The sequence below is a fragment of the Peribacillus loiseleuriae genome (genome assembly GCF_001183985.1).
In the GTDB taxonomy this organism is placed as follows: domain Bacteria; phylum Bacillota; class Bacilli; order Bacillales; family DSM-1321; genus Peribacillus; species Peribacillus loiseleuriae.
This window is the reverse complement of the sequence record NZ_LFZW01000003.1, coordinates 37,443-59,356: the sequence shown is the minus strand read 5'-3', so window position 1 is coordinate 59,356 and position 21,914 is coordinate 37,443. Positions and strand designations below refer to the sequence as shown.

Annotated in this window: 18 protein-coding genes; 5 read left to right on the top strand and 13 right to left on the bottom strand. The window is 35.5% G+C overall.

Translation table 11 applies throughout. From position 1 onward, the window contains the following. Positions 1-30 precede the first annotated feature (30 nt). Positions 31-201, top strand: a complete 171-nt coding sequence (locus AC625_RS27165; protein WP_156187596.1) for a hypothetical protein — start codon at positions 31-33, stop codon at positions 199-201. Between the two features lie 102 nt (positions 202-303). Here AC625_RS27165 and AC625_RS24865 read toward each other — a convergent pair whose 3' ends face one another. The 3 genes from AC625_RS24865 to AC625_RS24855 form a co-directional block, all read right to left on the bottom strand. After that, entirely contained in the window at positions 304-1,326 is a 1,023-nt protein-coding gene (locus tag AC625_RS24865; protein ID WP_049682967.1) for an IS1595 family transposase, read from the bottom strand. Between the two features lie 464 nt (positions 1,327-1,790). Further along, entirely contained in the window at positions 1,791-3,071 is a 1,281-nt protein-coding gene (locus AC625_RS24860) for a M20 family metallopeptidase (RefSeq protein ID WP_049684101.1), read from the bottom strand. A gap of 611 nt (positions 3,072-3,682) precedes the next feature. Then, on the bottom strand, positions 3,683-5,581 hold the full coding sequence (locus AC625_RS24855) for an endonuclease MutS2 (RefSeq protein ID WP_049684100.1): 1,899 nt from the start codon (positions 5,579-5,581) through the stop codon (positions 3,683-3,685). A gap of 743 nt (positions 5,582-6,324) precedes the next feature. Between AC625_RS24855 and AC625_RS24845 the strand changes: the two genes are divergently transcribed. Beyond that, positions 6,325-6,690: a carboxymuconolactone decarboxylase family protein gene (locus tag AC625_RS24845; RefSeq protein ID WP_049684098.1), complete on the top strand. Its 366-nt coding sequence runs from the start codon at positions 6,325-6,327 to the stop codon at positions 6,688-6,690. Positions 6,691-7,112: 422 nt separating this feature from the next. Further along, positions 7,113-7,373: a DUF3243 domain-containing protein gene (locus AC625_RS24840; RefSeq protein ID WP_049684097.1), complete on the top strand. Its 261-nt coding sequence runs from the start codon at positions 7,113-7,115 to the stop codon at positions 7,371-7,373. 292 nt (positions 7,374-7,665) lie between these two features. Here AC625_RS24840 and AC625_RS24835 read toward each other — a convergent pair whose 3' ends face one another. Beyond that, positions 7,666-9,912, bottom strand: coding sequence for an MMPL family transporter (locus AC625_RS24835; protein WP_049684096.1), 2,247 nt, complete (start codon positions 9,910-9,912; stop codon positions 7,666-7,668). 120 nt (positions 9,913-10,032) lie between these two features. Between AC625_RS24835 and AC625_RS24830 the strand changes: the two genes are divergently transcribed. Beyond that, on the top strand, positions 10,033-10,650 hold the full coding sequence (locus AC625_RS24830; protein WP_049684095.1) for a TetR/AcrR family transcriptional regulator: 618 nt from the start codon (positions 10,033-10,035) through the stop codon (positions 10,648-10,650). A 95-nt stretch (positions 10,651-10,745) separates the two neighbouring features. On the opposite strand, the gene AC625_RS24825 is transcribed toward AC625_RS24830, so the two are convergent. The 3 genes from AC625_RS24825 to AC625_RS24815 form a co-directional block, all read right to left on the bottom strand. After that, a complete protein-coding gene (locus AC625_RS24825; protein WP_049684094.1) occupies positions 10,746-11,039 on the bottom strand; it encodes a DUF378 domain-containing protein in 294 nt (97 codons plus the stop codon). Between the two features lie 671 nt (positions 11,040-11,710). Then, the gene (locus tag AC625_RS24820; RefSeq protein WP_049684093.1) at positions 11,711-12,547 is read right to left on the bottom strand and encodes an AAA family ATPase; all 837 of its coding nucleotides are present in this window, start codon (positions 12,545-12,547) and stop codon (positions 11,711-11,713) included. Next, positions 12,540-13,985: a Mu transposase C-terminal domain-containing protein gene (locus AC625_RS24815; protein WP_049684092.1), complete on the bottom strand. Its 1,446-nt coding sequence runs from the start codon at positions 13,983-13,985 to the stop codon at positions 12,540-12,542. Before AC625_RS24815 ends, AC625_RS24820 begins: the two co-directional genes overlap by 8 nt. A 172-nt stretch (positions 13,986-14,157) precedes the next feature. Between AC625_RS24815 and AC625_RS24810 the strand changes: the two genes are divergently transcribed. Next, on the top strand, positions 14,158-14,763 hold the full coding sequence (locus tag AC625_RS24810) for a recombinase family protein (RefSeq protein ID WP_031538326.1): 606 nt from the start codon (positions 14,158-14,160) through the stop codon (positions 14,761-14,763). A 200-nt stretch (positions 14,764-14,963) separates the two neighbouring features. Here the strand turns inward: AC625_RS24810 and AC625_RS24805 are convergent, their stop codons facing one another. The 6 genes from AC625_RS24805 to AC625_RS25240 form a co-directional block, all read right to left on the bottom strand. Further along, complete coding sequence (locus AC625_RS24805) at positions 14,964-15,638, bottom strand: ABC transporter ATP-binding protein (protein ID WP_049684091.1); 675 nt, start codon at positions 15,636-15,638, stop codon at positions 14,964-14,966. Positions 15,639-15,649: 11 nt separating this feature from the next. Beyond that, on the bottom strand, positions 15,650-17,167 hold the full coding sequence (locus tag AC625_RS24800) for a hypothetical protein (protein WP_049684090.1): 1,518 nt from the start codon (positions 17,165-17,167) through the stop codon (positions 15,650-15,652). Positions 17,168-17,183: 16 nt separating this feature from the next. After that, positions 17,184-17,981, bottom strand: coding sequence for a hypothetical protein (locus AC625_RS24795; protein WP_049684089.1), 798 nt, complete (start codon positions 17,979-17,981; stop codon positions 17,184-17,186). 124 nt (positions 17,982-18,105) lie between these two features. Next, a complete protein-coding gene (locus AC625_RS24790; protein ID WP_049684088.1) occupies positions 18,106-19,401 on the bottom strand; it encodes a sensor histidine kinase in 1,296 nt (431 codons plus the stop codon). 3 nt (positions 19,402-19,404) lie between these two features. Beyond that, the gene (locus AC625_RS24785) at positions 19,405-20,121 is read right to left on the bottom strand and encodes a LytR/AlgR family response regulator transcription factor (protein WP_049684087.1); all 717 of its coding nucleotides are present in this window, start codon (positions 20,119-20,121) and stop codon (positions 19,405-19,407) included. 818 nt (positions 20,122-20,939) lie between these two features. After that, entirely contained in the window at positions 20,940-21,899 is a 960-nt protein-coding gene (locus AC625_RS25240) for a lysozyme inhibitor LprI family protein (protein WP_053178225.1), read from the bottom strand. Positions 21,900-21,914 lie beyond the last annotated feature (15 nt).

The window sequence follows — 21,914 nt, the reverse complement described above, 5'->3', positions numbered from 1 at the left end:
GGTTAGTTCAATAAGAAAAGAGGGAGAATAATGCGTTCTACTAAAATAATGTTACTTGGCATTGCAATAATGATTTTAGGTTTCTGGATACAAGAATATGGTGGAATATTGCGTGGTGATAAAGAGTTCTTTATTGTAACTGGTGGATTTGTAGTTACGTTAATCGGATTATTTCTAAAGGATAAGTCTGAAAAAGTATAGATAAAGTGCTCAATTAACGGGTACTTTAGTAAAAAGTGGACATTAAAATGCAATGGGCTTGGAGATACATTTTCCTTGCTCATTTTTATGTGCACTTTTTATTTAGAATGCATAGTCTCTCAGCCTTAACTTGTCTGCGGTTTCCCATGTTCCATGAACACTTGCCAAGATAAGCATTTGCTTTTTCTTACTCAAATCGCTTTCCATTTTTCTATTGTCTAGGAATTGAAACCAAACTAAATAAAGTTGTAAATACTTCGTAGAAACACCATTAAAACGACTTATCCATTTCTTTAAACGGGAATGGTAACTATTAATATTATTGAGGTGGTAGATGCCTTTCTTTACATATTCTTTCTTACTTCCGTTTATGATGATGTGCTCCACATCGTTAGTAGATGTGTAAGATTTGTAAGAATTGTGAGCATCGGAAATAAGCACCGTATCATTCTTAAAATGCGATGTAAGGGTGTTATCAATTTGTTCCATTAGAATCCTACCTGAACCTACCCGTTTTGAAAGGGTTGTTTTGTTTCGGTCTCTAGCTACTAATACACAGACTTGTTCATTGGAAATACCTCTTTTGGAAGCAGAACCGCCACGTTTTCTTGGTTTGCGATTCGGAATAACTCTACGTCCTTTATGGCTTTCTAAGAAGTATGTTTCATCTACTTCTACGAGTCCTTCAAATATACCGATGCTTTCTTTTGTGAGAGCAGACAGCACTTTATGCCTCCAGTAAAAAGCGGTTACGTGAGTAATGCCAATTTGTGAAGCTGTTTCACGAAGTGATAGACCATTCAACATACACTCAATAAATGGAATCCATTTGTCTGCCTTTTTCGAACGATACATAGGGGAATTAGTCAAATCACTGCTTAATTTATGACAATCTTTGCACTTATAACGTTGGCGACCATCTCGCTTCCCGTAACGAACCACTGATGTACTTCCACAATGCCGACAATGAAAACCATGAGAAAACTTTCTCTCCCTCAATTCACCGATTAAAGCTCCTTGTTGTGAGGATGAAGGCGAGAAATGGCGAGTTAGATAATCTAAAATGTATTCTTTGTCTTTATCATTTAAAGAAGAAATATTAGCTATTATGTTCGTTAAAGTCATTTGAATTGCCCCTTTTGTAATGTATACAGTCAGGATACTACAAAAGAGGACGTTTTATTCAAAATCAACCAATAACTTTAACATAGCCTTTTATTTTTAAAAGGGGTCACCCTAGAGTGACTTTACATTATTTTGACTGTCACTTTAGCGTTCCTAAAATTAAAATTATTGTCCCCATGAAAACACTAGGCTTTGCCTAGTACTACACTGAAAGTGGGGTCAGTTATCCCTTATGCTCTTTCTCATCTTAAGCAGTGGAAACCCTGATTTTGTTTATTGCTCAAAGGAAGATATACCAGCGATAAATTTTTAAGGGGTGGAGTCCCGAAAATGCGGATTTACAACGATAAGCTATTTGTAACGGGGGCAGCACCAACATTTCGCGCAAAACATACGTTAAGCAAAATTCGACATAGAAAAAGGTTCTGAAGTTACCCCTACATAAAGTTTTAGTGAAAATAGATTTAAAATGACCTAAGATACTTGACTGCCGTCTCAGCATATATCTCGGCAGATTCTATTAAGCTCTCTACTGAAACCTGCTCATCGTACCCATGGATAGTGTGTTGCAGCCCAGGACCATAAAGGACGGTATCAATGCCATGGCGCCGGAAGTGACTGGCATCACTTGAACCAAGCAAGAGGACGCTGAAGACGGGTTCCTCCATTCCGAGGACACGCTGGATTCCTAGTTCTATGGCCCGCACAATTGGACGATTCTCTAAGGTCCAGTTCGGGTTAGTATAGGGTACCATTGGCTCTACAACCGCACCTGGCGCTACAGCACTGACAAGATTCCTAGCGACATCAAGTACAAACTCGGGCTTCATACCGAATGGAACCCGGGTATCCACTTTAATGATGCACTTGTCTGCGACGACGTTCACATTTGTTCCGCCTTGGATTACACCTGGATTGTAAGAGGGACGATAAAGTAATTGTGACAGTAAGGGATTTCCTAGACGCTGAGATAGGAACCACTCAGTATTGTACAAAAGTTGACCAAGCTCTGCCGGAGGCGTTGCCTTGAGCTCCCATAGCTTGGTTAGTGCTTCGACCGCGGCTGCCCCTCTTCGTACGGCGGAGATTCCAGAAAGCGGTTGTTGGCTGCCATGCCCGGTCTGACCTGGTATGTTCACCTGCATCCATGCCTCGGCCTTTTCACCGGCATTCGGATGGTGGGGGTACGTTGGTTCACCAATCAGACAAGCATCACCCTTAATCAATCCTTGATCCAGGAGCGAGGCCACCTCAATGCCGCCAGTCTCTTCATCCGGGGAGGCAATAACTCCTAGGCTACCTTTCAAATTAAGAGTGGAGGCGAACTCCTGAAGTAGTCCAGCCACAAAAATCAGTGATGCCAAGCCTCCTTTCATATCGGAGGCTCCCCGAACCAAAAGCATATCTGCTCTGACTTCTCCTGAGAAAGGATCGAAGGTCCAATGTGAACGATCGCCTGCAGGTACGACATCTGTATGTCCGCAAAATAGGAGCCGTGAACCAGGTACCCTGGTTAAGGGAGCATCACAGACCATGGTAACCAGCGCATTTTCGCTACGGTGGTGCTCGGTAATCAAGAACCCTTTTGCTGCTAGGTATCGGCTAATATGGCGTCCCATTTCTGCTGACCGCTTCTTAAACTTGGGCGATGGATTTTCAGATGGGATTCGAATAAATGAAGCAGCAAGTTCGACTAATTCCTGTTGCCTTGACCTTATCAGCTGCCGGATCATTCTGGTACTCATATAAATATATCCCCTCCATGTCCAGCATTAGCCGCAGTATTTCTATACTATTCTATGCGCTGTTCCTAGATCATATTTCTGGGTTTAAAAGTGGAGAAACATTTGATACGTGTTATTTAGAGCCGCGTTCAATGCTATAGTTAAACTTAATGAGCCAAAGATATACAGAGGGTAGTGTCTTGAAAATGTGCTTAACGTTGTAAATCCGCATTTTCAAGACGGGAGCCCATACCCCTATTCTATTTCTATTATGGAACATATCTTTACTCCTTTCTATCAGACAAAAGTTAGACTGACGCCCAAGCCATTTCGTTTCAATTTTTAGGATAAAAATGAATATTTCATAATTGCTTAATTAAAAACAGCACCATAAACGCACGTTTACCGTACTAATAATTACTTTATCAAAAAACAATGTCACTTTAGGAGGTAACTTGCGCTTTTTTTAAGTGTTATTTTGCACCTACAATTTTAAAACCCAGCTACCTTCACATAAGCAGATTAGCTGGGTTTCTTCATTACTATATGGTAATTTACATTGATCAAACAATTTAATTAGTGAGTTTGTGTAGGAATGTACTTAGACAAACGATTGATGTTCCCTTTTCCACTTACTTATTTTTTCGTATTTCTTTATGGATTTTACGAAGTGCTTTTTTCGAGCCTCGTTCAATATCATGATTTAGTTTTCTGCTTGTATAATCAATGAATAAAGTGTCTAAGTCATAGCCTTCTGGATATAACTCTACAGCTTTTAACTCTAGAGCCAACCGTTTTTCGTTTACCTCAATAAATTGATTTTGATAAAATACAGTAACGTTATAATATTTGTCTTTTTCTTTGTACACTATTCCAAAGTCGTCTTGGTCAAGCAGTTTTACACGGTCTCCTTTTTTATATTCGATATTATTCTCTGCTTTTTCAACAATTACTTCTGGTTTTCTGATTTTGCTTTGATTTAGTCGTTCTAAGCGATATTCTTTACTTTTCATATAATCTTCGGCTTTTTTTAGAACATTTTCCGGCACATTCATTTTCCGAGAGATCCATAAGGCGTTACTGTCTCCAGATTTCCCTATAAGAAGTTTATATAAAGGTTCTAATGTTTCATTATTAAATTGCATTGCAGCGTTCATAAAGTCACTATGCATTTCGGAAAAGCGTTTTATTTCTCCATAATGCGTTGTGGCAACGGTAATACATCCTTTAAGATAAAACTCTTCTAAGAGGGAGATTGCTAACGCTGCTCCTTCATTTGGTTCTGTCCCACTGCCAATCTCATCAAATAGTAACAGGGTATTGTTGTTTACTGATCGAAGTATCTCTGATAAGTTCTTCATGTGAGAAGAGAACGTGCTAAGTGCATTTTCTAAACTCTGATTGTCACCAATATCTACAAAAATGTGGTCAAATACTGCAATTTCGGTTTCTTTGGATGCTGTAATATGAAAACCGGACATAGTTGCCAAAGTAATAAGACCAATTGTCTTCAGCACAATTGTTTTTCCCCCAGCATTAGGACCCGTTATTATTAAACTACGATAACTACTTCCAATCTGAAATTGAATTGGAACAACATGACCTGATAATAATGGATGCTTGCAATTTATTAATTTAATATTTCCATAATCATTTATTTTTGGCTCAATTCCATCCACATGTCTGCTATATTTAGCTTTAGCAAAAATCATATCGTACTGGGATATAAGCTCGATATTGATTTTAATAGGTTGGAGATTTTCTGCCACTAGCCCTGTTAAAGTAGCTAGTATTTGATATTCCAACATTGCCTCTTCGGATTTTAATATTGCTAATTCAACACTTAATTTCCCTACCACATTAGGTTCCATAAAGACTGTTGAACCTTTAGAGGATATTTCAATTACGGTCCCCTGTACTTGATTTTTGTATGATGCTTTTATAGGTATTGTATAACGGTCATCTTTGATACTAATTATGAATTCCTGAATATAGTTTCTATTTACGCTGCTGTTTAAAAATTTATTTAATCGTTCTTTTATTTTTTGTTCAGTTGTTTGAATATGGTAACGAACACGTTTGAGTTCTTTGTTGGCGGACGAGTCAACTTGATTATTTTTAATAGAAAAATTAATTTCCTCTTCTACCTCCATGAATTCTGTCATGGAATTAGCATAGGACGCTAATGTTGGTGCAGAAAATTCTTTGTTGGACATGAAAATTTTTATTTTTCGGCTGCCTCTTAAAAAGTCGGAAATACTTACGAACTCCGATGGGTCTAAAATTATGCCTTTTTCTAATTTAGCAATAATATGTTCAATGTTGGAAACACCTGTAAAAGGCGGGTTTTCTCCTGCGTCAAGGATGGCACGTGCTTCAGATGTTTCAGTTAATCGATGTTTGACTATTTTTAAGTTAGAACTAGGAATTAATTTATCAATTAGTTGTTTGCCTAGTCCACTAACGCAATAAGATTTTACGATTTTTTTTAGTTCGTTGTATTGTAATTTTTCAAAAGTATTTTCATTCATGTTTTCATTCTCCTCAATGTGATTAATAGATCAGCAATGAAGAAACCTAATGGCAAGATTTCAATGAGTTGAGTATAAATATAAAAAAAGCTGCGGTGGATACCGCAGCTTACGTTTACAATGCAAAAGTAAAATACATAAATAAAACCATCAATAACGATAGTTCTAATCATGAAGTGATGCGCTTGTTTGTAAAGTGTGGTAGGTATCTTCATAAGTGGAAATAAGTCCATAACAAAATAAGGGGTGTGAAATTAACTGAAATCCCCTGTTGTTAAAACTTCCTTATTTCCTATAATGTTTTACTATTTAGAAACTACCGCACTCACAAAATGCACCTCTTATAATATAATTGATATGCTCATTGAAATCGACTTTACAGGATTTATTATACTTTGTGATACGGGAATTGTAAAGAATATCAAATATTTTGTTAACCCTATAAATAACTTTGGATAAACCATTATTATCATTTTGCCTGTCAGAGTAAAAATTATGATTAGTTGATTATGGAAGTCGATAATATCTATCAAAAAACTTTAGTATTAGAGTCATTGATGACAGGAAAGTCTCCTTATATTTGTCTATGAACCGACAATTACTAGAAGTAAGCTTGAGAAAAATTGGTTAAATGTCATCTGTTCACTGTAATTAAGTAATAGCGTCAATTTTGTTTAATCAATTCTTATTTGGCTCATACTAATTTTTGATTAATAAATGTTAGAAATGGAGCTGAATTGATTATGGAATTTGAAGCTGGAAATTCTACTGAAGCCGCACTTCATCATTATAAGGCTGGAATGGGTTTATTTACTGAGAAGATGCCTAAACTTGCTGAACAATTTAATTCATTTACAGAAGAATGCTTTAAAGAAGGTGTTTTATCTAAGAAAGAAAAACAGCTTATTGCTTTAGGCGTAAGCCTTTATTCTCAAGATGAGTATTGTATTATCTATCATACTAAAGGGTGTCTAGATCAAGGATGCTCAGAACAAGAAATCTTTGAAGCTGTGGGAGTGACGGCAGCATTCGGTGGTGGAGCATCTATGAGCCAGGCGGTAACTCTTGTCCAAGAGTGCGTTCAGGAATTAATTCAATTGAAGCAGTAATTGAATTCTACCGTGTGGAAATGTAAATTAAAAATACAGTTGGCACCGTTGGGCCATTCAATGAAGAAACTAAATGGCGTTTTTAAGCCACTTTATTGTCAATTAGCACTAAGGTACGGAAAGGGAATATTTTACAGAACTTTCCAAAGGCGATACTACAATTAAAGTAGCATCGCCTTTGGAAAGTAGAAAGCTTTTCACGATAGCCACATTTACATGTAAATATTTGACCTTTACCTTCACCACGAAACCCTAGTTTCTTCTTACATTGATGTAAGTTTTTCAGTAGCCTCCACGAAAGGAAAGAGTTTCTTTCTTAATAAATTCAGACTTTTTGTACTACCTCTAAAATTAAATGAATAAATCACTCTCCTCTTTCACACAATAGCATTGTACTATTATGAGGGAAGGGATGATTCTTAATGTCAATTTTAGAAAATTGGGATCAGTGGAAAAACTTCTTAGGCGACAGATTAAACCAAGGAGAAAGTCAAGGCATGGATGAAGGGACTATTAATAGTTTAGCCTTTGAAATCGGCGATTACTTAGCACAATCAGTCGATCCAAAAAATGAACAACAAAGAGTATTATCTGATCTGTGGTCTGTTGCTAGTGAGCAAGAAAAACATGCTATTGCTAGCGTGATGGTGAAACTAGTTGAGAATAATGGTACTTCACAGTAAATAATTATGAAGTCCTGTCCATTGTAAAATGTACCCTTTGTAAGGGGTACGGCAAGAATTCATTATTTTTTGGGCCACTCATAAACAAGAGAGATTTTTTAAAGTTGGCAAAGTGTAAAGTGGCAATATAGTATTTATTTTTAAATCCTCAAATACGCTTAACCCCATTCTAATTTTTTAGGATGGGGTCAAAAGTTGTTTAATTTTTGATGTAGATTACTTCACTGCACATAAAGTCGTTTAAATCTAAGAGTGGATAGATTACCATCCTCACGATTTTTATGTTAGCTATTTATTCTATGTTATATTCAGTATTTGATTTTTGTGATAAGGCGTCCTTCTTCCAGAGTTTACCCGGCCAGAAAGCGAATTGCCCTAGAACAGCAGTAATCGCCGGTACGAGAAGTGGACGAACGATAAACGTATCTAATAGTACACCAATTGCTGTAACAATACCAAATTGAACAAGTACTTGAATAGGTAAAGTAGCCAAAACAGCAAATGTTCCTGCCAAGATTAGACCTGCCGAAGTGATAACACTTCCGGTTTGTATCACTCCGCCCGCAACAGCATCAAGATGGTTTTGAGTCCGTTTATTCTTCCATATTTCCGAAACCATAAAAATATTATAATCCTCACCTAATGCAACAAGGAAAACAAAGGCATATAAAGGAATTGCACCTTGAATTGCAGGGGCCCCCAGCCCAACGTGAAGAATGAGCCAGCCTGCACCTAGTGCAGAAAAGAATGATAAAACCACAGTTAAAATCAAATAAATCATGGCAATGATAGAGCGTAAGTATAACAGCAACAATAATGAAATAATACAAATCATAACGGGGATAATAACAGATTCATCTCGTTCTGTGGTTATTTTTGTATCATATAATGAGGCTGTCTCACCGCCAATCCATACATGGTTTTCGAAATTATGGATGTCTGCGGTTGTTAACATCTTTTTCAATTGACTTCTTAGCTCGGGAATCCGATTCAACGCTTTAATGGAATAGGGATTCTCAGCCAAGGACACTTCGTACATTTGCAAATGATGATTATATTTTCCTCCCACGGGCTCGGTTACTTCCGCTACGAAGGCAAGTTGTTCCAATTCCCTTTTCAAAGAGATGTCTTTCCCAGTGGTATCAACAACAATTTGTATAGGTGCCAATTCTCCCGGAGAAAAATGATCAGAGATTAAATCAAACCCTTCCCTTGAGGGCATATCTTTAGGAAAAGACTCCAATAAATCATACGTATATTGAATTCGTGGAACAACGGCAGCCAATCCTCCAAGTAGAATAAGCGTTGTAATAATCACCGTCCATGGCCGTCGGGTCACGAGGCGGCCAAGTCCCTTACTAAAGAACCCTTGTGATTTTCTAAGTTTGATTGATTTCCCTTTCTTTTTAGCCCATTCTTCTGTCATTTCCTTTGTTCGTGGAATAAACGGAAAAAATGCCACTCTTCCAAAAATCGCAAGCAAAGCTGGAAGAAGTGTTAAAGCTGCAATCCCCATCAGAAGAACGGCGAGACTAAATGGAACGGCAAACCGATGGAAAGAACCGAAATGAGCAAGCAATAATGTACCTAACCCTATCATGACAGTTAGAGCACTCATCGAAATAGCTCCGCCTGATTCTTTCATTGCAAGTTGTAAGGCTTTAAACTTATTTTCCTCGCGAAGCAAGAATTCCCGATATCTGGAGATGAGGAATAAACAATAATCCGTTCCAGCTCCGAACAATAGGACTGTCATAATGGAAACACCTTGGGCATCAACTGTAATCCATCCTTTATCTGCCAAAAATCCAAGAGTTGGACTGATGATACCATACGCAAATCCAACAACAATCAAAGGTAAAACTGCCATAAGAGGTGAACGATAGAGAAGAATTAATAGGACTAAAACCAGTAGTACAGTTGCAACTAATAATTTGACATCTGCTTGGCTAAATAAACTAACAGCATCAGTTTGAGTACCAACAGGGCCGGATAACCGAACATGTAAACCAGAATCAGATAGCTTTCGTTTAAATGGATCTTCATTCATCGTACTTTTAACTATTTTCTTTATTTCATCCATATTGACTTGAAGAATTTCCATTCCAGCATTTTTTTCAAAAAATACCGGAGTGACTAGAGTGGTACCATCCTCTGAAACGCTTTGCGCAAGTGCCTGCTCGGGAATGATATCAAATGGTGGTAAAGTCGATTGTTTTGTTAATGGTTTATCTTTTAGCTGCTTATAAACGCTTTGAATCGCTTTATAGTCCTGATTATTTAGCTTGTTATCTTTGTGCCATACGATAAGAACAGGGTTCCCGGCATCGTTTGGAAATTCCTTTTTAATGAGTCTGCTCGCTTGTTGTGACATGGATGAATCAGGAAGGTCTACTGCTGTATCGTCTTCCACTGAATTGATTGCCGGCCAAGTAAAAGATAAAACGACGGTTAGAAGTATCCATATTACGAGAGTAATCCAGCGAGTCTTTGAACCTCCAACGAATGTTCCCCATGAATGCCAAGGGCGTTTTTTCATAAAAACCCACCTTTTCAATTGATTTATTATTAATTATATATACCGGTCAGTTAATTATTCAAGAACAAATTTGAATATGTGCTATAATATTTTGATATTAATAAGTTAGGGGAGAACTATATGCAACAGGAACATCGACCACTTGGAAGACCACGTCAAGATCATAAAGAGAAGCCTACAAAAAACGTAATATTAGACGTAGCTACTCGATTGTTTCTTGAACAAGGCTATCAGGTAGTTTCCATGGATGATGTTGCAAAAAAATGTGGAGTAACCAAAGCAACCGTGTATTACTATTATAAAACAAAAGCTGATCTCTTTACGGATGCAATGGTCCAAATGATGATTCGAATTAGGAAACGCATTTTTGATATACTTTCTGCGGACAAACCATTGAAAGATCGATTACTTGAATTTGCCAAAGCGCATTTGCAAGCAACAGTTGATATTGATTTAAAAGGCTTTATGAAAGAAGCAAAAACTTCTCTTTCCAAAGATCAATTACAGCAGATGAAGGAAGCAGAAGATAAAATGTATGAAGTACTTGAGCAGGCACTAATAAATGCGATGGAAAAGGGAGACATTCCTCAGGGTCACCCGAAATTAGGAGCCCATGCTTTTGTCTCACTGCTAACAGTGGGAAATTATAAGGATTCGGATCAAAAACCTATTTTTCCTTCAATAGATGAAATGACAGAACAAATTGTTGATTTTTATTGGAATGGACTAGCAAAGTAATTTATTAAATAATTTCATTGGAAAACATAAGAGCCATGCTATAGCATGGCTCTTATACATTATTGAGGTTGATTTATCCTTTGAATGATTAGATACTATTCTTCCTTTAATTTTGATAAATCTGTTTCCTCACCAAATTCAGTGGAGTAATTTAGGTTTCTTTGACCTTGTCGATTCACGTTCTGCACGGTTGCTCCCATTGGTGCAAATAAAAGGGTTATACATGCTAGTCCACTAATCCCAACTAGGCCAAAAATTACTCTTGCCAAAAAGGCACTTTGTCCGCCAAATATTGCTCCTACTAAATCAAATCTAAAAAAACCAATTAAGCCCCAGTTAATAGCCCCAATTATAGTTAGTAATAAGGCGATACGTTGTATTATTCCCATCGATATAACACCTCCTTCATTTTCTAGGATTCTAAATAGTAGTGATTATCAGTCGATAAATGATATATACCCCTAAATAACCCCCAGTTAATAAGAATAATGGATTTAGGAAGATGGAATGGATATTCGTCATAAATACAGTTTTATCTTTTATGATTTTATAAACAGACATAGAAGCAATATCTCCAAATATAATGGCTGATACAATGGCACCTAAATTAAAAAATAATACGAAATTTCACCTGGAATTTCTGTAGAAAAAACATAATTAAAGGAAGTACAATACTTGTTAGAACTAAGAATATCTTCAAAAAATCACCTTCTATATACAGTCTTAATTAGTTTCCATTTCACGAGATTATTTTCATTATTCCGAAAATACACTTCAATATTTCACAAATATCCTAATGAAATCCGTTTCAAAGCACACTTAAAAAAGCCCTTAATATCTTGCTTCAACACGGAGAAATTATACACTAGTTACTTTATAAGAGCTCCGGAAAGTAAAAAACACACAATTTTTCAAAATGAAATATCGTGTGTCTTAACATAAGTGATTCTGATTTTTCAGGTGAAATATTTGTGACTTTAAGAGATAAATTGCACCCTTTTTAAACGCTAAATTGCATTCAAAATGGGTAGTCAGTACAAAACCTTACTACCCATTTTGCTTAGTCGTTCGATCCAATGACTAAAATGTCCCGTGCTGTTTCGTTTGCTTCTGTTGTTATCTTTTCTAGTCTATTGATTTCCATAATTCGTTCAATTTGTGAAAATAAACGTTGAATTAATCTAAAGTTTCCACTAGTAATTTTAATGATAGTATTAAATGCTTCATAATCAGAAAAAGATTCATATTTTATAGACGTCCCAAACTCTTGCCATTTGAACTCTAAAATATATTTCATTTCAGTCGGAGTTAACTTTTTGAATTCATGAATGAATCCAACCCTTGAGTATAACTGAGGGTAACGTGATAAACGTTTTTCGATTCCTGGCATGCCAATAAGAACCATGCCAATGTTATTTTGATCATAAATGTCGCGTATAATTTCTAAAGTTGGAAGCTTTAAACGGTCAACTTCATCAACTATAAGTAAGTTAACATCTTCATATCTCGATCCTTTATCAAATGATTTTATCCAATCATTTTCAAGGTTATCTCTTTTAGCGACATATCCATCTTTTCCATATTGAAGATACTCTGCTAAATTATTTATTTGAACATAAATTTGGGATGGTCGCATTACCGGTGCTGTATAGAAGATAGTATGACAGTTTAATATCCTATCATCTTCAATATTTTGGCCTTGATCTGCAAAAAGTTTGCTTTCCGTGATTTTTCGATGCACATAATCCCAATTTGCATAATGTCTTGCTGAAATAGTTTTTCCAACGCCCGGGGGACCCTGACAAATTCCAATATACTTGTACTTTGCGCAGGAATCACAGAATTCAGCAAAGCGCTTATATTCTTTTGTTTCAATAAATACAGGATTATTACTCATGATAATACCTCTTCAAAGTCGTCTTTTTGGGTGAATTCTCAGTATCCGACCTTGGATGTTCTGCATCTTTTTCAGCTTTTAAATTTTCAACAACGGATTTTGTGTGCATTACTTGTTTCTTCAATTCACGCTTTTGTTTATTTCGCGCTGCTTCAATTTCTTTTACACCAATTGAATAACCATCTATTGACGATGAAATGGCAGTACATAAAAATTCACCGTTGAAGAAAACTCGAATTTCCGCAATGTCTCTTGGGTCATATCGAATGACCACATTTTCACCAACAAAGGCTGAAAGATTTGTATGCATATATTTTAGCCCCATAAAGTGTATGCCATCAGAATGAACTTTTCTTGGTTTTGCTGGAGTTAGAAGTAATAAATCCAACTCGTCTAAACTATTCGGTATATTGGGTAAGAATCCGAATTCATTCCACATGTTAATTGGCTCTTTTTTTGTAGTTCCATGTGTACGATGGTGGTAAGTATTCAAAATAAAACTAGTGATTTTCTCAACAAATTCAGAAACCGTCAATAGTTTAGTCGTTTTTTTATTTTTGATATAACCCGGCAGGTCCTGAAGAAACATAGTGTTAATAGATTGAAAGAATCGTTCAATTTTTCCTCGTCCCCTTGGGACTCCTACTCTAGAAAATGACAAGTTCATACGAATGTCTGCAGAAACTTGTTCCATATGCTTTGATGTATAGTCACTCCCATGGTCTGTATAAAAAATTTCAGGAATTCCACAAATCGGCCAGTTTTTATTCTCTTTACGCCAAATCGCTTTCCTTAAAGTTAACGTAGTTCTCAAGGTATCTGGTGACTTAAAGTCAATAAAGAATCCAGCAACTGCTCGACTATAATCGTCAAGTATTACTGTTAGCCAAGGGCGCTCTGGCTTTCCCTTTTCATTTAGAACTTCAATATCAAGCATTGTGTGGTCAGCTTGCCAAATCTCATTTGGATAATTTGCTTCACGTAAATAGACAAGATCAAATTCGTTGGCATATTTTTTTGTTCCGTCATGAGCTAACTTCGTTATATTTTGAGGAATTGTCTTAGTAATTGCTCGAACTTGATGGTAACTAGGAAATTGTAAATCATTATCTTCACACCAAGCTAATGTTCTTCGGTAAATGGAGGTAATTGAAATACCTTTGTTGGATAAGAATATTTTTTTTACTTGGTCTTGGATTGCTAGATCAACTTTCACGTTTCTCTTATCAGTTCTTTCCATTCGAACTAGTCCTCTTAAACCTAGTTCTTGATATTTCTGAATCCAATAACGCAAGGTACGAATTGAAATATTTTCCTCAGCACTAATTACTTCTAAAGATTTCGACTTTAGTAAATATGAATGGATAATTAAATATTTTCTGTGTGCTTCCTCCAGTTGTACTTCTGTACATTGAGTTAAAGAATTTATTTCTTGCATTGTCTTTTGTCACTTCCTTTTTTGGATTCAGGTCCATTGTTTCATATTTTTTATTCAATGTCTATTTAGGGTAAACCTTAAACAAACACTTAAGCGTTATTGTTAAGATTAGGTTTTGAGTGTATGATTAGGGTGTCTATTAAATAGATCTGCAAAAGGGGAAAATTACGAAATGAAAGTTGCTTATGCTAGAGTTTCTACTGAAGATCAAAATTTGGAACGGCAGATTGAAAACTTGAAAAGTTTTGGAGCAGAAAAAATATTTACAGAGAAGAAATCTGGTGCTGCAGTCAATAATCGAGAGCAATTCCAAAAAGCTCTTGATTTTGTTCGTGAAGGAGATTATTTCATGGTTGAAGCGATTGATCGACTAGGAAGGAACTACAATGAGATTATTGAAACGGTTACTACTTTAAAAAATAAAAATGCAGGTTTAATCGTGACGAGCATGCCCATCTTAGCTGAAGCTATTGGAAATCCATTATTGGATCGATTTATGAAAGATTTGATTGTTCAGATTTTGGCAATGGTTGCAGAAATGGAACGGACAGAAAGTAAACGTCGTCAAGCTCAAGGTATAAAAATTGCGAAAGAAAAGGGAGTTTACAAAGGGCGTCCGTTACTTTATTCACCTAACGCAAAGAATCCACAAAAGCGATTAGTCTATCAAGAGGTGGTAAGAATGTTGAAATCCGGAACTCCAATTAAGCAAATTGCGGAAAAAAATGCTATTACTCGATCAACTGTTTATAGGATAAAAAAGGAACTGGCAGAATAGAAGATTGTGGATTCTTAAACTATCTATATAGTAGGAGTAGCATCAGGAAAGCAGGGTTACAACATTAAGGAAATTCAAATATAAAAAAAGCCTAATTTCTCGGTATTGTAAGTGGAAAATTAGGACTTTTTTATTCATGAAAAGCACCCAGAATAACTAATATGCTTCTATTAGTTAGTGTTATTATAGAGTCTACTTTATTACGAACGTTTAAAATAAATCGATTTCAATTCTTCCGTTAAATGCTTTAGTTCTCCATCAGCAATGAAATACACTTCATCGCAAAGCTCTTCAATATCTTGAAAGTGATGGCTTGTTAGTAAAATTGTTCGGTCAGTAGCCTGAAGTGACCTTATAATCTCCTTAATATCATTATATGTTTTATAATCTAATGCATTAAACGGTTCATCTAGAATTAGAATATCTTGATTTTCCATGATGGCCTGAGCAATCCCCAGCTTTTGTCTCATACCGAGCGAATAATCCTTGACCTTCGTTTTATTATCTGGATTTAATCCAACATGTTTCATTGTTTGTTTAATTTGTGAATCCGTTATATTTTTATTAATTGCAGCTAAATACTGCAGATTTTTAAATCCACTATAAATCTCAATGTATCCAGGTGAATTAATAAACACCCCAACATTTTCTGGAAAATCAATTTCTGCTCCTAACACTTCTCCACGAATTTTTACCATTCCTTCGTCTGGACGAATAAATTCACATATCGTTTTAAATAGGACAGACTTTCCACTACCATTGCCACCGACAATACCAACTGTTTTCCCTTTTTTAATTTTTAGTTGAATATTTTTTAAGATAGTTTGTCCCGAAAATGCTTTGGAAACATTACATACTTCGATTACATTTGTCATGAATGAACCTCCTAATTAAAAAAGCGTTTGTAGGAACGACTAATAGAGCCAAGTAATAGGATTGATCCGAGCATTAATACTGTAAATGCTTTATTCAATGGTACACCTGTCGAACCTTCAAATATTTGTAGATTTGCAATTGTTACTAAACCTGCAGGATTATACGAAAACAATACAGTTAATACTAAAATGAGTGCATGCGCTGCAATGACAATTAAATAAGCTGCCGTCACATTTTTTAACCATATATATAATAAGAAGAATGTAAAGAACAATACACTAAGCTCCATTACTTTCAAGCAAATAAAAATAGGCCAAATACTCATTTGAATATTTTCTGAAATTTGAATTGTATGGGCTATCCATGTTTTTTTTGTTAATAGTCCACATATGAAAAGTAATGTAAAAGATAAACCAATATAAATAATATGGAATATAAGTCCGTTTGAAACAATCGCAATCAACCATTTCTTTTTCTGTCTGATTCGTATAAATACAGGCAAGTTATCATCTGAACACCAAGTTTCTATAAATAATGCAAATAAATATAACGGCGTTCCATAATAAATAAGCTGCTCTAAGAAGGTTAACAAATGAAAATTTCCTGTTTCTAGTCCATAAAAAAAGCGAAGTATATAATCTTGCATTGACTCTTCCATACCATTCATCGCTTTCCATATCGTTAAAGTCCCTATAATTCCACATAGCAATAAAATGATTTTACCTGTCCATAATGCTCGTGCGTAATAAAAAAACAATCCTTTACCTGTTACATTCCAAGACAGTGAAAACTTACGATACCAAGCAAAGCGAATGCAGATAATTTGGACAAATACCAACACAATCATTCCTGTAACTGACCATAAAATACCATTTCCAATCACTAAATTGTGATGAAGTATAATGTAGCGATTCATCGTAATAAAGGGTAAAGTACCTAGTGCAGGTATTTTAAGACCTATAACCATTATCAAATAGGCCGGAAGAACCGTTATCAACACAACTCTTCGATTGAAAAAATGAAATATGGTTAAAATTGAGACTCCAACAAAAGATAAGCCAATCATCATATATAGACTACTGCTAATTACAGCCAATAAAGGGGTCGAGAAGGCTGCTTCAAAATAATTAAATAGTTCATTTTCAACTAGACTATTCACAGGATATTCATTACCAACGGGTAAGCCAATTCCTAGTATAAGTACAGTGATGATTTGCAATAAAACAAAAAGGATGGCGTAAATCGAGATGGCTAGCCATTTTGTATAAAAGTAACGTGCAAAAGTTCGAAAACGAACGATTAATAAGGGGGTATCCTCTTCTAATTTTCGAAAAATGGACAATAGAAAAACCGGTGTCACACCATAAATGATTAAATAATGATCCGATAATATCCTTAAAACAAATAATTCATAACTTTCCGGACTACCTTGTCGTTCCACAATACAAAACAAAATGTAGATGACAGCTAGTAACAGGAGAGGAGCGCCGATATGCTTTCGAACATCATGTTTTAAGATTGAAATCATTCTCTTTCCTCCTGCCTTAGATCGTGTAAATATCTTCCTTTACCTTAAATTTCATATATATGACATAAAGAATCGTGACAAGTACTGCTAGCACAGGGCCAAATATAAAGGATGGCAGACCAACGTCTTCAACAAGAATCATTGTTGGTTCGAAAGCTACAGCTAATCGCAAATGATCAAGTCCTACTATCTGAAGAGTGAAATTTTCTAAAATCAAATAAACAAAAGGACCTGTTAATATGACAAATAAGTTTTTGCTATACAGACTAAACACATATCCCATTGTAGCTGGAATAACAGAAAGGATTCCTTTCCAAAAACTTAATAAAAATCCATAGAGTAGTGGTGATTCTAAAAAAATTTCTGCTGCAAAATGAAAATGGATTAAACTTGGAGCAGGTTTTCCTGTTTCAGGTGAGATCCAGCCTAAAAACACATCAATTGGTTGCACAATATAAAGAGCTGTAACAACACCTGCAAAAGATATAATAAACATAGTGAAAAACGCACTACTGCTAATGACTAGCCATTTTGATAACAAATATTGTTTTTTACTCGCTCTTGGTAATGTATATTTTAAGAAGCCATTTTTACGCTCAAAGTACATCAGCCAACACGTCGGTAAAACGGAAATAAGTGGGAATATGACATTGAAAATTGTAAACCCAACTTCCCATACTTCTAACTGATGCTCTAATGCATAACTCTTATAAATGGTGCTGCATAAAATAATCGATAGTAAGGTCCCTGCTATAATTGTAAGTAAAATCGGCATTTTTAATTTACGCCATTCCAGCATGATTAAATTTCTCATCGTATTCCCCCGTTTCGTTGACTACACTATAACGAACATATTTATCCGAAACAACAGGCTAGAAACAAACAGGGGTTTTAGAGGAACGAAAAAGTATTTGTTCCTCTAAAACCCCTGTTATGCTTTAAAACTGGATACCAATCGTAATCATTGGCCCATTCTTTTGATCGTTTCGTGCGATAATTTTTCCGCCATATTGCTTCGCAATTTGTTGGACATTATATAATCCAAAGCCTCGGTTATCCGAATGAATAGATTTCGTCGAATATCCGAGCTTAAACAACTGCATAAATTGTTCATTCGTCATATACTCAGCTGGATTACTTACTGTCAGCTCGTATCGATCATTTAATTGTACCATTCGGATTAAAATTGTATCACCTCCGAAGCAAGCTTCAATGGCATTATCAATCAGAATACCAAGAACTTCAATTAAATCATAATCTTCGCATGGAAAGGCTGAAACCGATACTGAACGTTCAAACTTCAATTTCATATTTAACTGTTCTGCACGTTTCATCTTCGTATAGAGAAAGCCTGCAATCACTTTATGATCCATATTCAGCAACTCGTGCTGTCCACTTGTTAGCTGCACATTCTCTACATACTTTGAAACTTGTTCGCGTGCATTCTCCATATTCTCATTTGCTTGCAAAATACTTGAAATAGCTAACAATTTATTTGAAAACTCATGTTGTCTAGATCGGACTTCCACCACTAACTCATCAATAATTGGAATATATTTTTCAATTGCTTTCATTCGATTTTCCATTACCTGAGTTCTTTTTTGTTCATAAAAGAGAAAAACAAGCATTGCAAGCACAATTAAAACAACAAATGCTATAAAGGCAGGATCGATTATAAACTCGTTTCGATTCCTTGATGACAGAACAATATACAATATAAAGGCAAATACACTGACAATTATTAATTTAACAAAATGATTGAAATCATTGCGTATATAAGTTGAAAATTTTTTCTTCATGAGCCAATAAAAGCATATTGCTAGAATAAGTGTTAGTGGGCGAATAGTCATCTGACTAATTGTGAATAGATCGATCGTTGCGACAGTGAATAATCGTATTAAGAACCAAATAATAAATCCGAGCATTGTAACAAAGATGATTTCAATATGTGATGCCTTTAGAACAAAGCTGTTCATTAATAATGTCAAAAAAAGAAGTCCAATTAGTCCTGAAATGCTTTGAACAGGTAAAATTTCAAAATCCCTATGCAGTATGGCATTAATATTACTGCTATCAAAGTTAAATAGTGGCTGATTCCATAGGCCAAATATCAAGATGACTACAAGCCATTGGATTGCTCCTCGTTTAAGGCTAACTTTCTCACGCCCTACTGAAAACATAATCAAAAAGAGTGAGATTACATCCAAAGCTGTTTCAAATAATAACAGTACCATTTTTCAACTCTCCAAGACTTGACTGCGATATTTAAGTCCAATTGGTAATGGATCTAAGCAATGGCGAAGCTTGACTAGATTATCTGCTTTTTGAATCGCTTCAACATACGTTTTATTGAGTATATAGCTTTTGTGGCATTGTACAAAGGGGCCATCATCTAATAATTCTAGCATGGCTTTTAAAGAATAACCTGCAATTTTTTCCTGTCGGAGTTCCCCTTGTTCCGTTAACAGATGAATAACCATTTTTTTGCCGAAAGATTCAATATATAAAATATCTTGCAATCGATATTCAAAAATAAATCCTTTTTGTTCAATCCTTACTGTCCTGTCATCAATTATCGGTTGCTGCAAGTAGTCGAGTACCTCTGCAACAATTTTCTGTACTTCCTCTTTTGTGTACGGTTTCATAAGATAGTGATAACATTTTAATTCTCGATATGCTCGTAATTCTTCTGACACAATAGCTGTTTCAAAAATGATTGGCGTATATTTATATGTCTGTATAGAGCGTAGCTGTTTAACTAAATCTGTACCTTTATAATCGAGTAGTTGAATATCAACGATGAATACATCAAATTGTTTCTTTTGTGCCATAACTAAGGCGTCTGTAGCACTGCCTGAGAAAGAAAGTTGTAAATCTTCATCTAACTCAAATAAAGCATGCTCCAAAAACTGTTGAATTTTTTCCTCATCTTCTATTATTAAAATCTGCGTCATTTTAGAAAGCTCCCTATCTCTGCCAATCTCTGTTAACCACATATTTATTATAAGCACATCTTGTTTACGTATTGCAATCAATCTATTAGTTGTAAGCCCGTTAAAGTCTACTACCTCTTTAATTAAATAACTTTGAGTTTGGAATAAGATGCTTTTCGTTTTTAAAGGACTTTATTATTTTTTAACTAACTTTATTGTCACTTAACATCCATTTTGAGTGCAATTTAGCGTTTAAAAAGTGTGCAATTTATCTCTTAAAGTCACATCATTTCAACGGGAATCTGTGTGTGTTCAGAAAAGGACGAGTTTTGGAACAAATAATAGAATCTATGATTATCAAAAGGTTGTTTTTTGATAAAGTTGTTTTTAGCAGTATAAATGTCAGTTTTATGGAACCTTTATGAACTGAAATAATAGATAGCCAATGAGGGTGCTTTTTCGGAGTAACAATAAAAGTCCAATTTCTCATTTTAATGCTGAGAAATTGGACTTTTTTATATTTACTTATAGTGCAAAATAACGCTTAAAATAGGTGCAAGATAACTCCTGAAGTGACACTCAAAATCGATGTCAATACTTTTGAGTTATGGCACTGTTTATATAGCAAAATCGACCTAAAAAACTTATTAAACTACCAGTAATTGAAACCAGAATTCTTACATAATTTCACTGACAGCCTTTATCATTTTACCAATCAACAGTTTTGCAGCTAATGCATCCGATGATATGAAAAAGGCAAACAAGATAATTGCTGAAACTAACCAATCTGTGGATGAGCTAAAGGGTGATGAGGATTCCACGTTCAGCTTAAGCTTCTGCTACTCCATATACCCTTCCACTAACTCATAACATCTCTCTTCTGTCAGCCTTGCTTGTGTGCTGATATATTCTAATGATGCCATCGTTCCGCCTTCAAATTTCAAGGAATTCTCTTTTGCGACTTCATCTCGGTAGGTTAACCATTTACGTTGTTCTTCTCTTAAACTCTCGAATTTGCTAGTGGACAGTTGATTCTCGAGTGCCCCATATATTTCGTTTAACGCAGTATCCCATCTTTTGAAGATTTCCCCCTTAGCCTGGGTCATTTCGACTTGTGTTCCAGCTAATGCGTTATCAAATTCCGCTAAACCTTTTTTGATATCATTAAGTTTTTTTAAATATTTTTCCCTTTCACTTGCTGCTTTTTCTTTTTCCTTATTCGTGACTTCTTCCTTACTTGCAGCCAATTCACTATTCGCCTTTTCTGTTTTGTCTATTGATTTTTTTTCAGTATTCGCCTCTACTTCCTTTTCGCTTACAGCGATGTTACTTTTCGCTTTTTCTGCTGTTGGTTTTTCTTCTGTATTCACAGCTTCTTCCTTCTCACTTGCATTCGTACCGCTTTCTGCTACTACTTCTTCTTTTGAGTTCATATCTTCTTTATTTGCGGCCAATTCACTTTCCGCCTGAGTGATATATTGTTCTGCTTCCGCTTTTATGCCTTTTGCTAATCTATCTTCTTTAAGAAGGTTCTTTGCTTTCGTTAATGCAACTTCCCAATCAGTACCGTCAATGGCTTCTTTCACTTGATTTAAAGCTTTGATATTTTCATACAGTGTTCTTGCCTCTTTATCTTCCGGCTTTTCCTCTAATGCTACATCAAGAGACTTTAATGCTTTTTCATATTCCCCGTTTTCTACCTCTGAAGTTGCGTCTTTCATCGCATTTGCATAGGCGCTAGTCCCACATCCCGCTAATAACAGAATGATGGTGGACATTAATACTGCTAATTTCCTCATATATATTCCTCCTCA

Bases quoted from the DNA above. Each gene is read 5' to 3' on its own strand.
- AC625_RS25240 (WP_053178225.1), bottom strand. From the start codon at position 21,899: ATGAGGAAATTAGCAGTATTAATGTCCACCATCATTCTGTTATTAGCG.
- AC625_RS24785 (WP_049684087.1), bottom strand. From the start codon at position 20,121: ATGACGCAGATTTTAATAATAGAAGATGAGGAAAAAATTCAACAGTTT.
- AC625_RS24825 (WP_049684094.1), bottom strand. From the start codon at position 11,039: ATGGGAATAATACAACGTATCGCCTTATTACTAACTATAATTGGGGCT.
- AC625_RS24800 (WP_049684090.1), bottom strand. From the start codon at position 17,167: ATGATTTCAATCTTAAAACATGATGTTCGAAAGCATATCGGCGCTCCT.
- AC625_RS24790 (WP_049684088.1), bottom strand. From the start codon at position 19,401: ATGGTACTGTTATTATTTGAAACAGCTTTGGATGTAATCTCACTCTTT.
- AC625_RS24845 (WP_049684098.1), top strand. From the start codon at position 6,325: ATGGAATTTGAAGCTGGAAATTCTACTGAAGCCGCACTTCATCATTAT.
- AC625_RS24855 (WP_049684100.1), bottom strand. From the start codon at position 5,581: ATGAATGAAAATACTTTTGAAAAATTACAATACAACGAACTAAAAAAA.
- AC625_RS24795 (WP_049684089.1), bottom strand. From the start codon at position 17,981: ATGAGAAATTTAATCATGCTGGAATGGCGTAAATTAAAAATGCCGATT.
- AC625_RS24865 (WP_049682967.1), bottom strand. From the start codon at position 1,326: ATGACTTTAACGAACATAATAGCTAATATTTCTTCTTTAAATGATAAA.
- AC625_RS24810 (WP_031538326.1), top strand. From the start codon at position 14,158: ATGAAAGTTGCTTATGCTAGAGTTTCTACTGAAGATCAAAATTTGGAA.
- AC625_RS24815 (WP_049684092.1), bottom strand. From the start codon at position 13,985: ATGCAAGAAATAAATTCTTTAACTCAATGTACAGAAGTACAACTGGAG.
- AC625_RS24835 (WP_049684096.1), bottom strand. From the start codon at position 9,912: ATGAAAAAACGCCCTTGGCATTCATGGGGAACATTCGTTGGAGGTTCA.
- AC625_RS24805 (WP_049684091.1), bottom strand. From the start codon at position 15,638: ATGACAAATGTAATCGAAGTATGTAATGTTTCCAAAGCATTTTCGGGA.
- AC625_RS24840 (WP_049684097.1), top strand. From the start codon at position 7,113: ATGTCAATTTTAGAAAATTGGGATCAGTGGAAAAACTTCTTAGGCGAC.
- AC625_RS27165 (WP_156187596.1), top strand. From the start codon at position 31: ATGCGTTCTACTAAAATAATGTTACTTGGCATTGCAATAATGATTTTA.
- AC625_RS24830 (WP_049684095.1), top strand. From the start codon at position 10,033: ATGCAACAGGAACATCGACCACTTGGAAGACCACGTCAAGATCATAAA.
- AC625_RS24860 (WP_049684101.1), bottom strand. From the start codon at position 3,071: ATGAGTACCAGAATGATCCGGCAGCTGATAAGGTCAAGGCAACAGGAA.
- AC625_RS24820 (WP_049684093.1), bottom strand. From the start codon at position 12,547: ATGAGTAATAATCCTGTATTTATTGAAACAAAAGAATATAAGCGCTTT.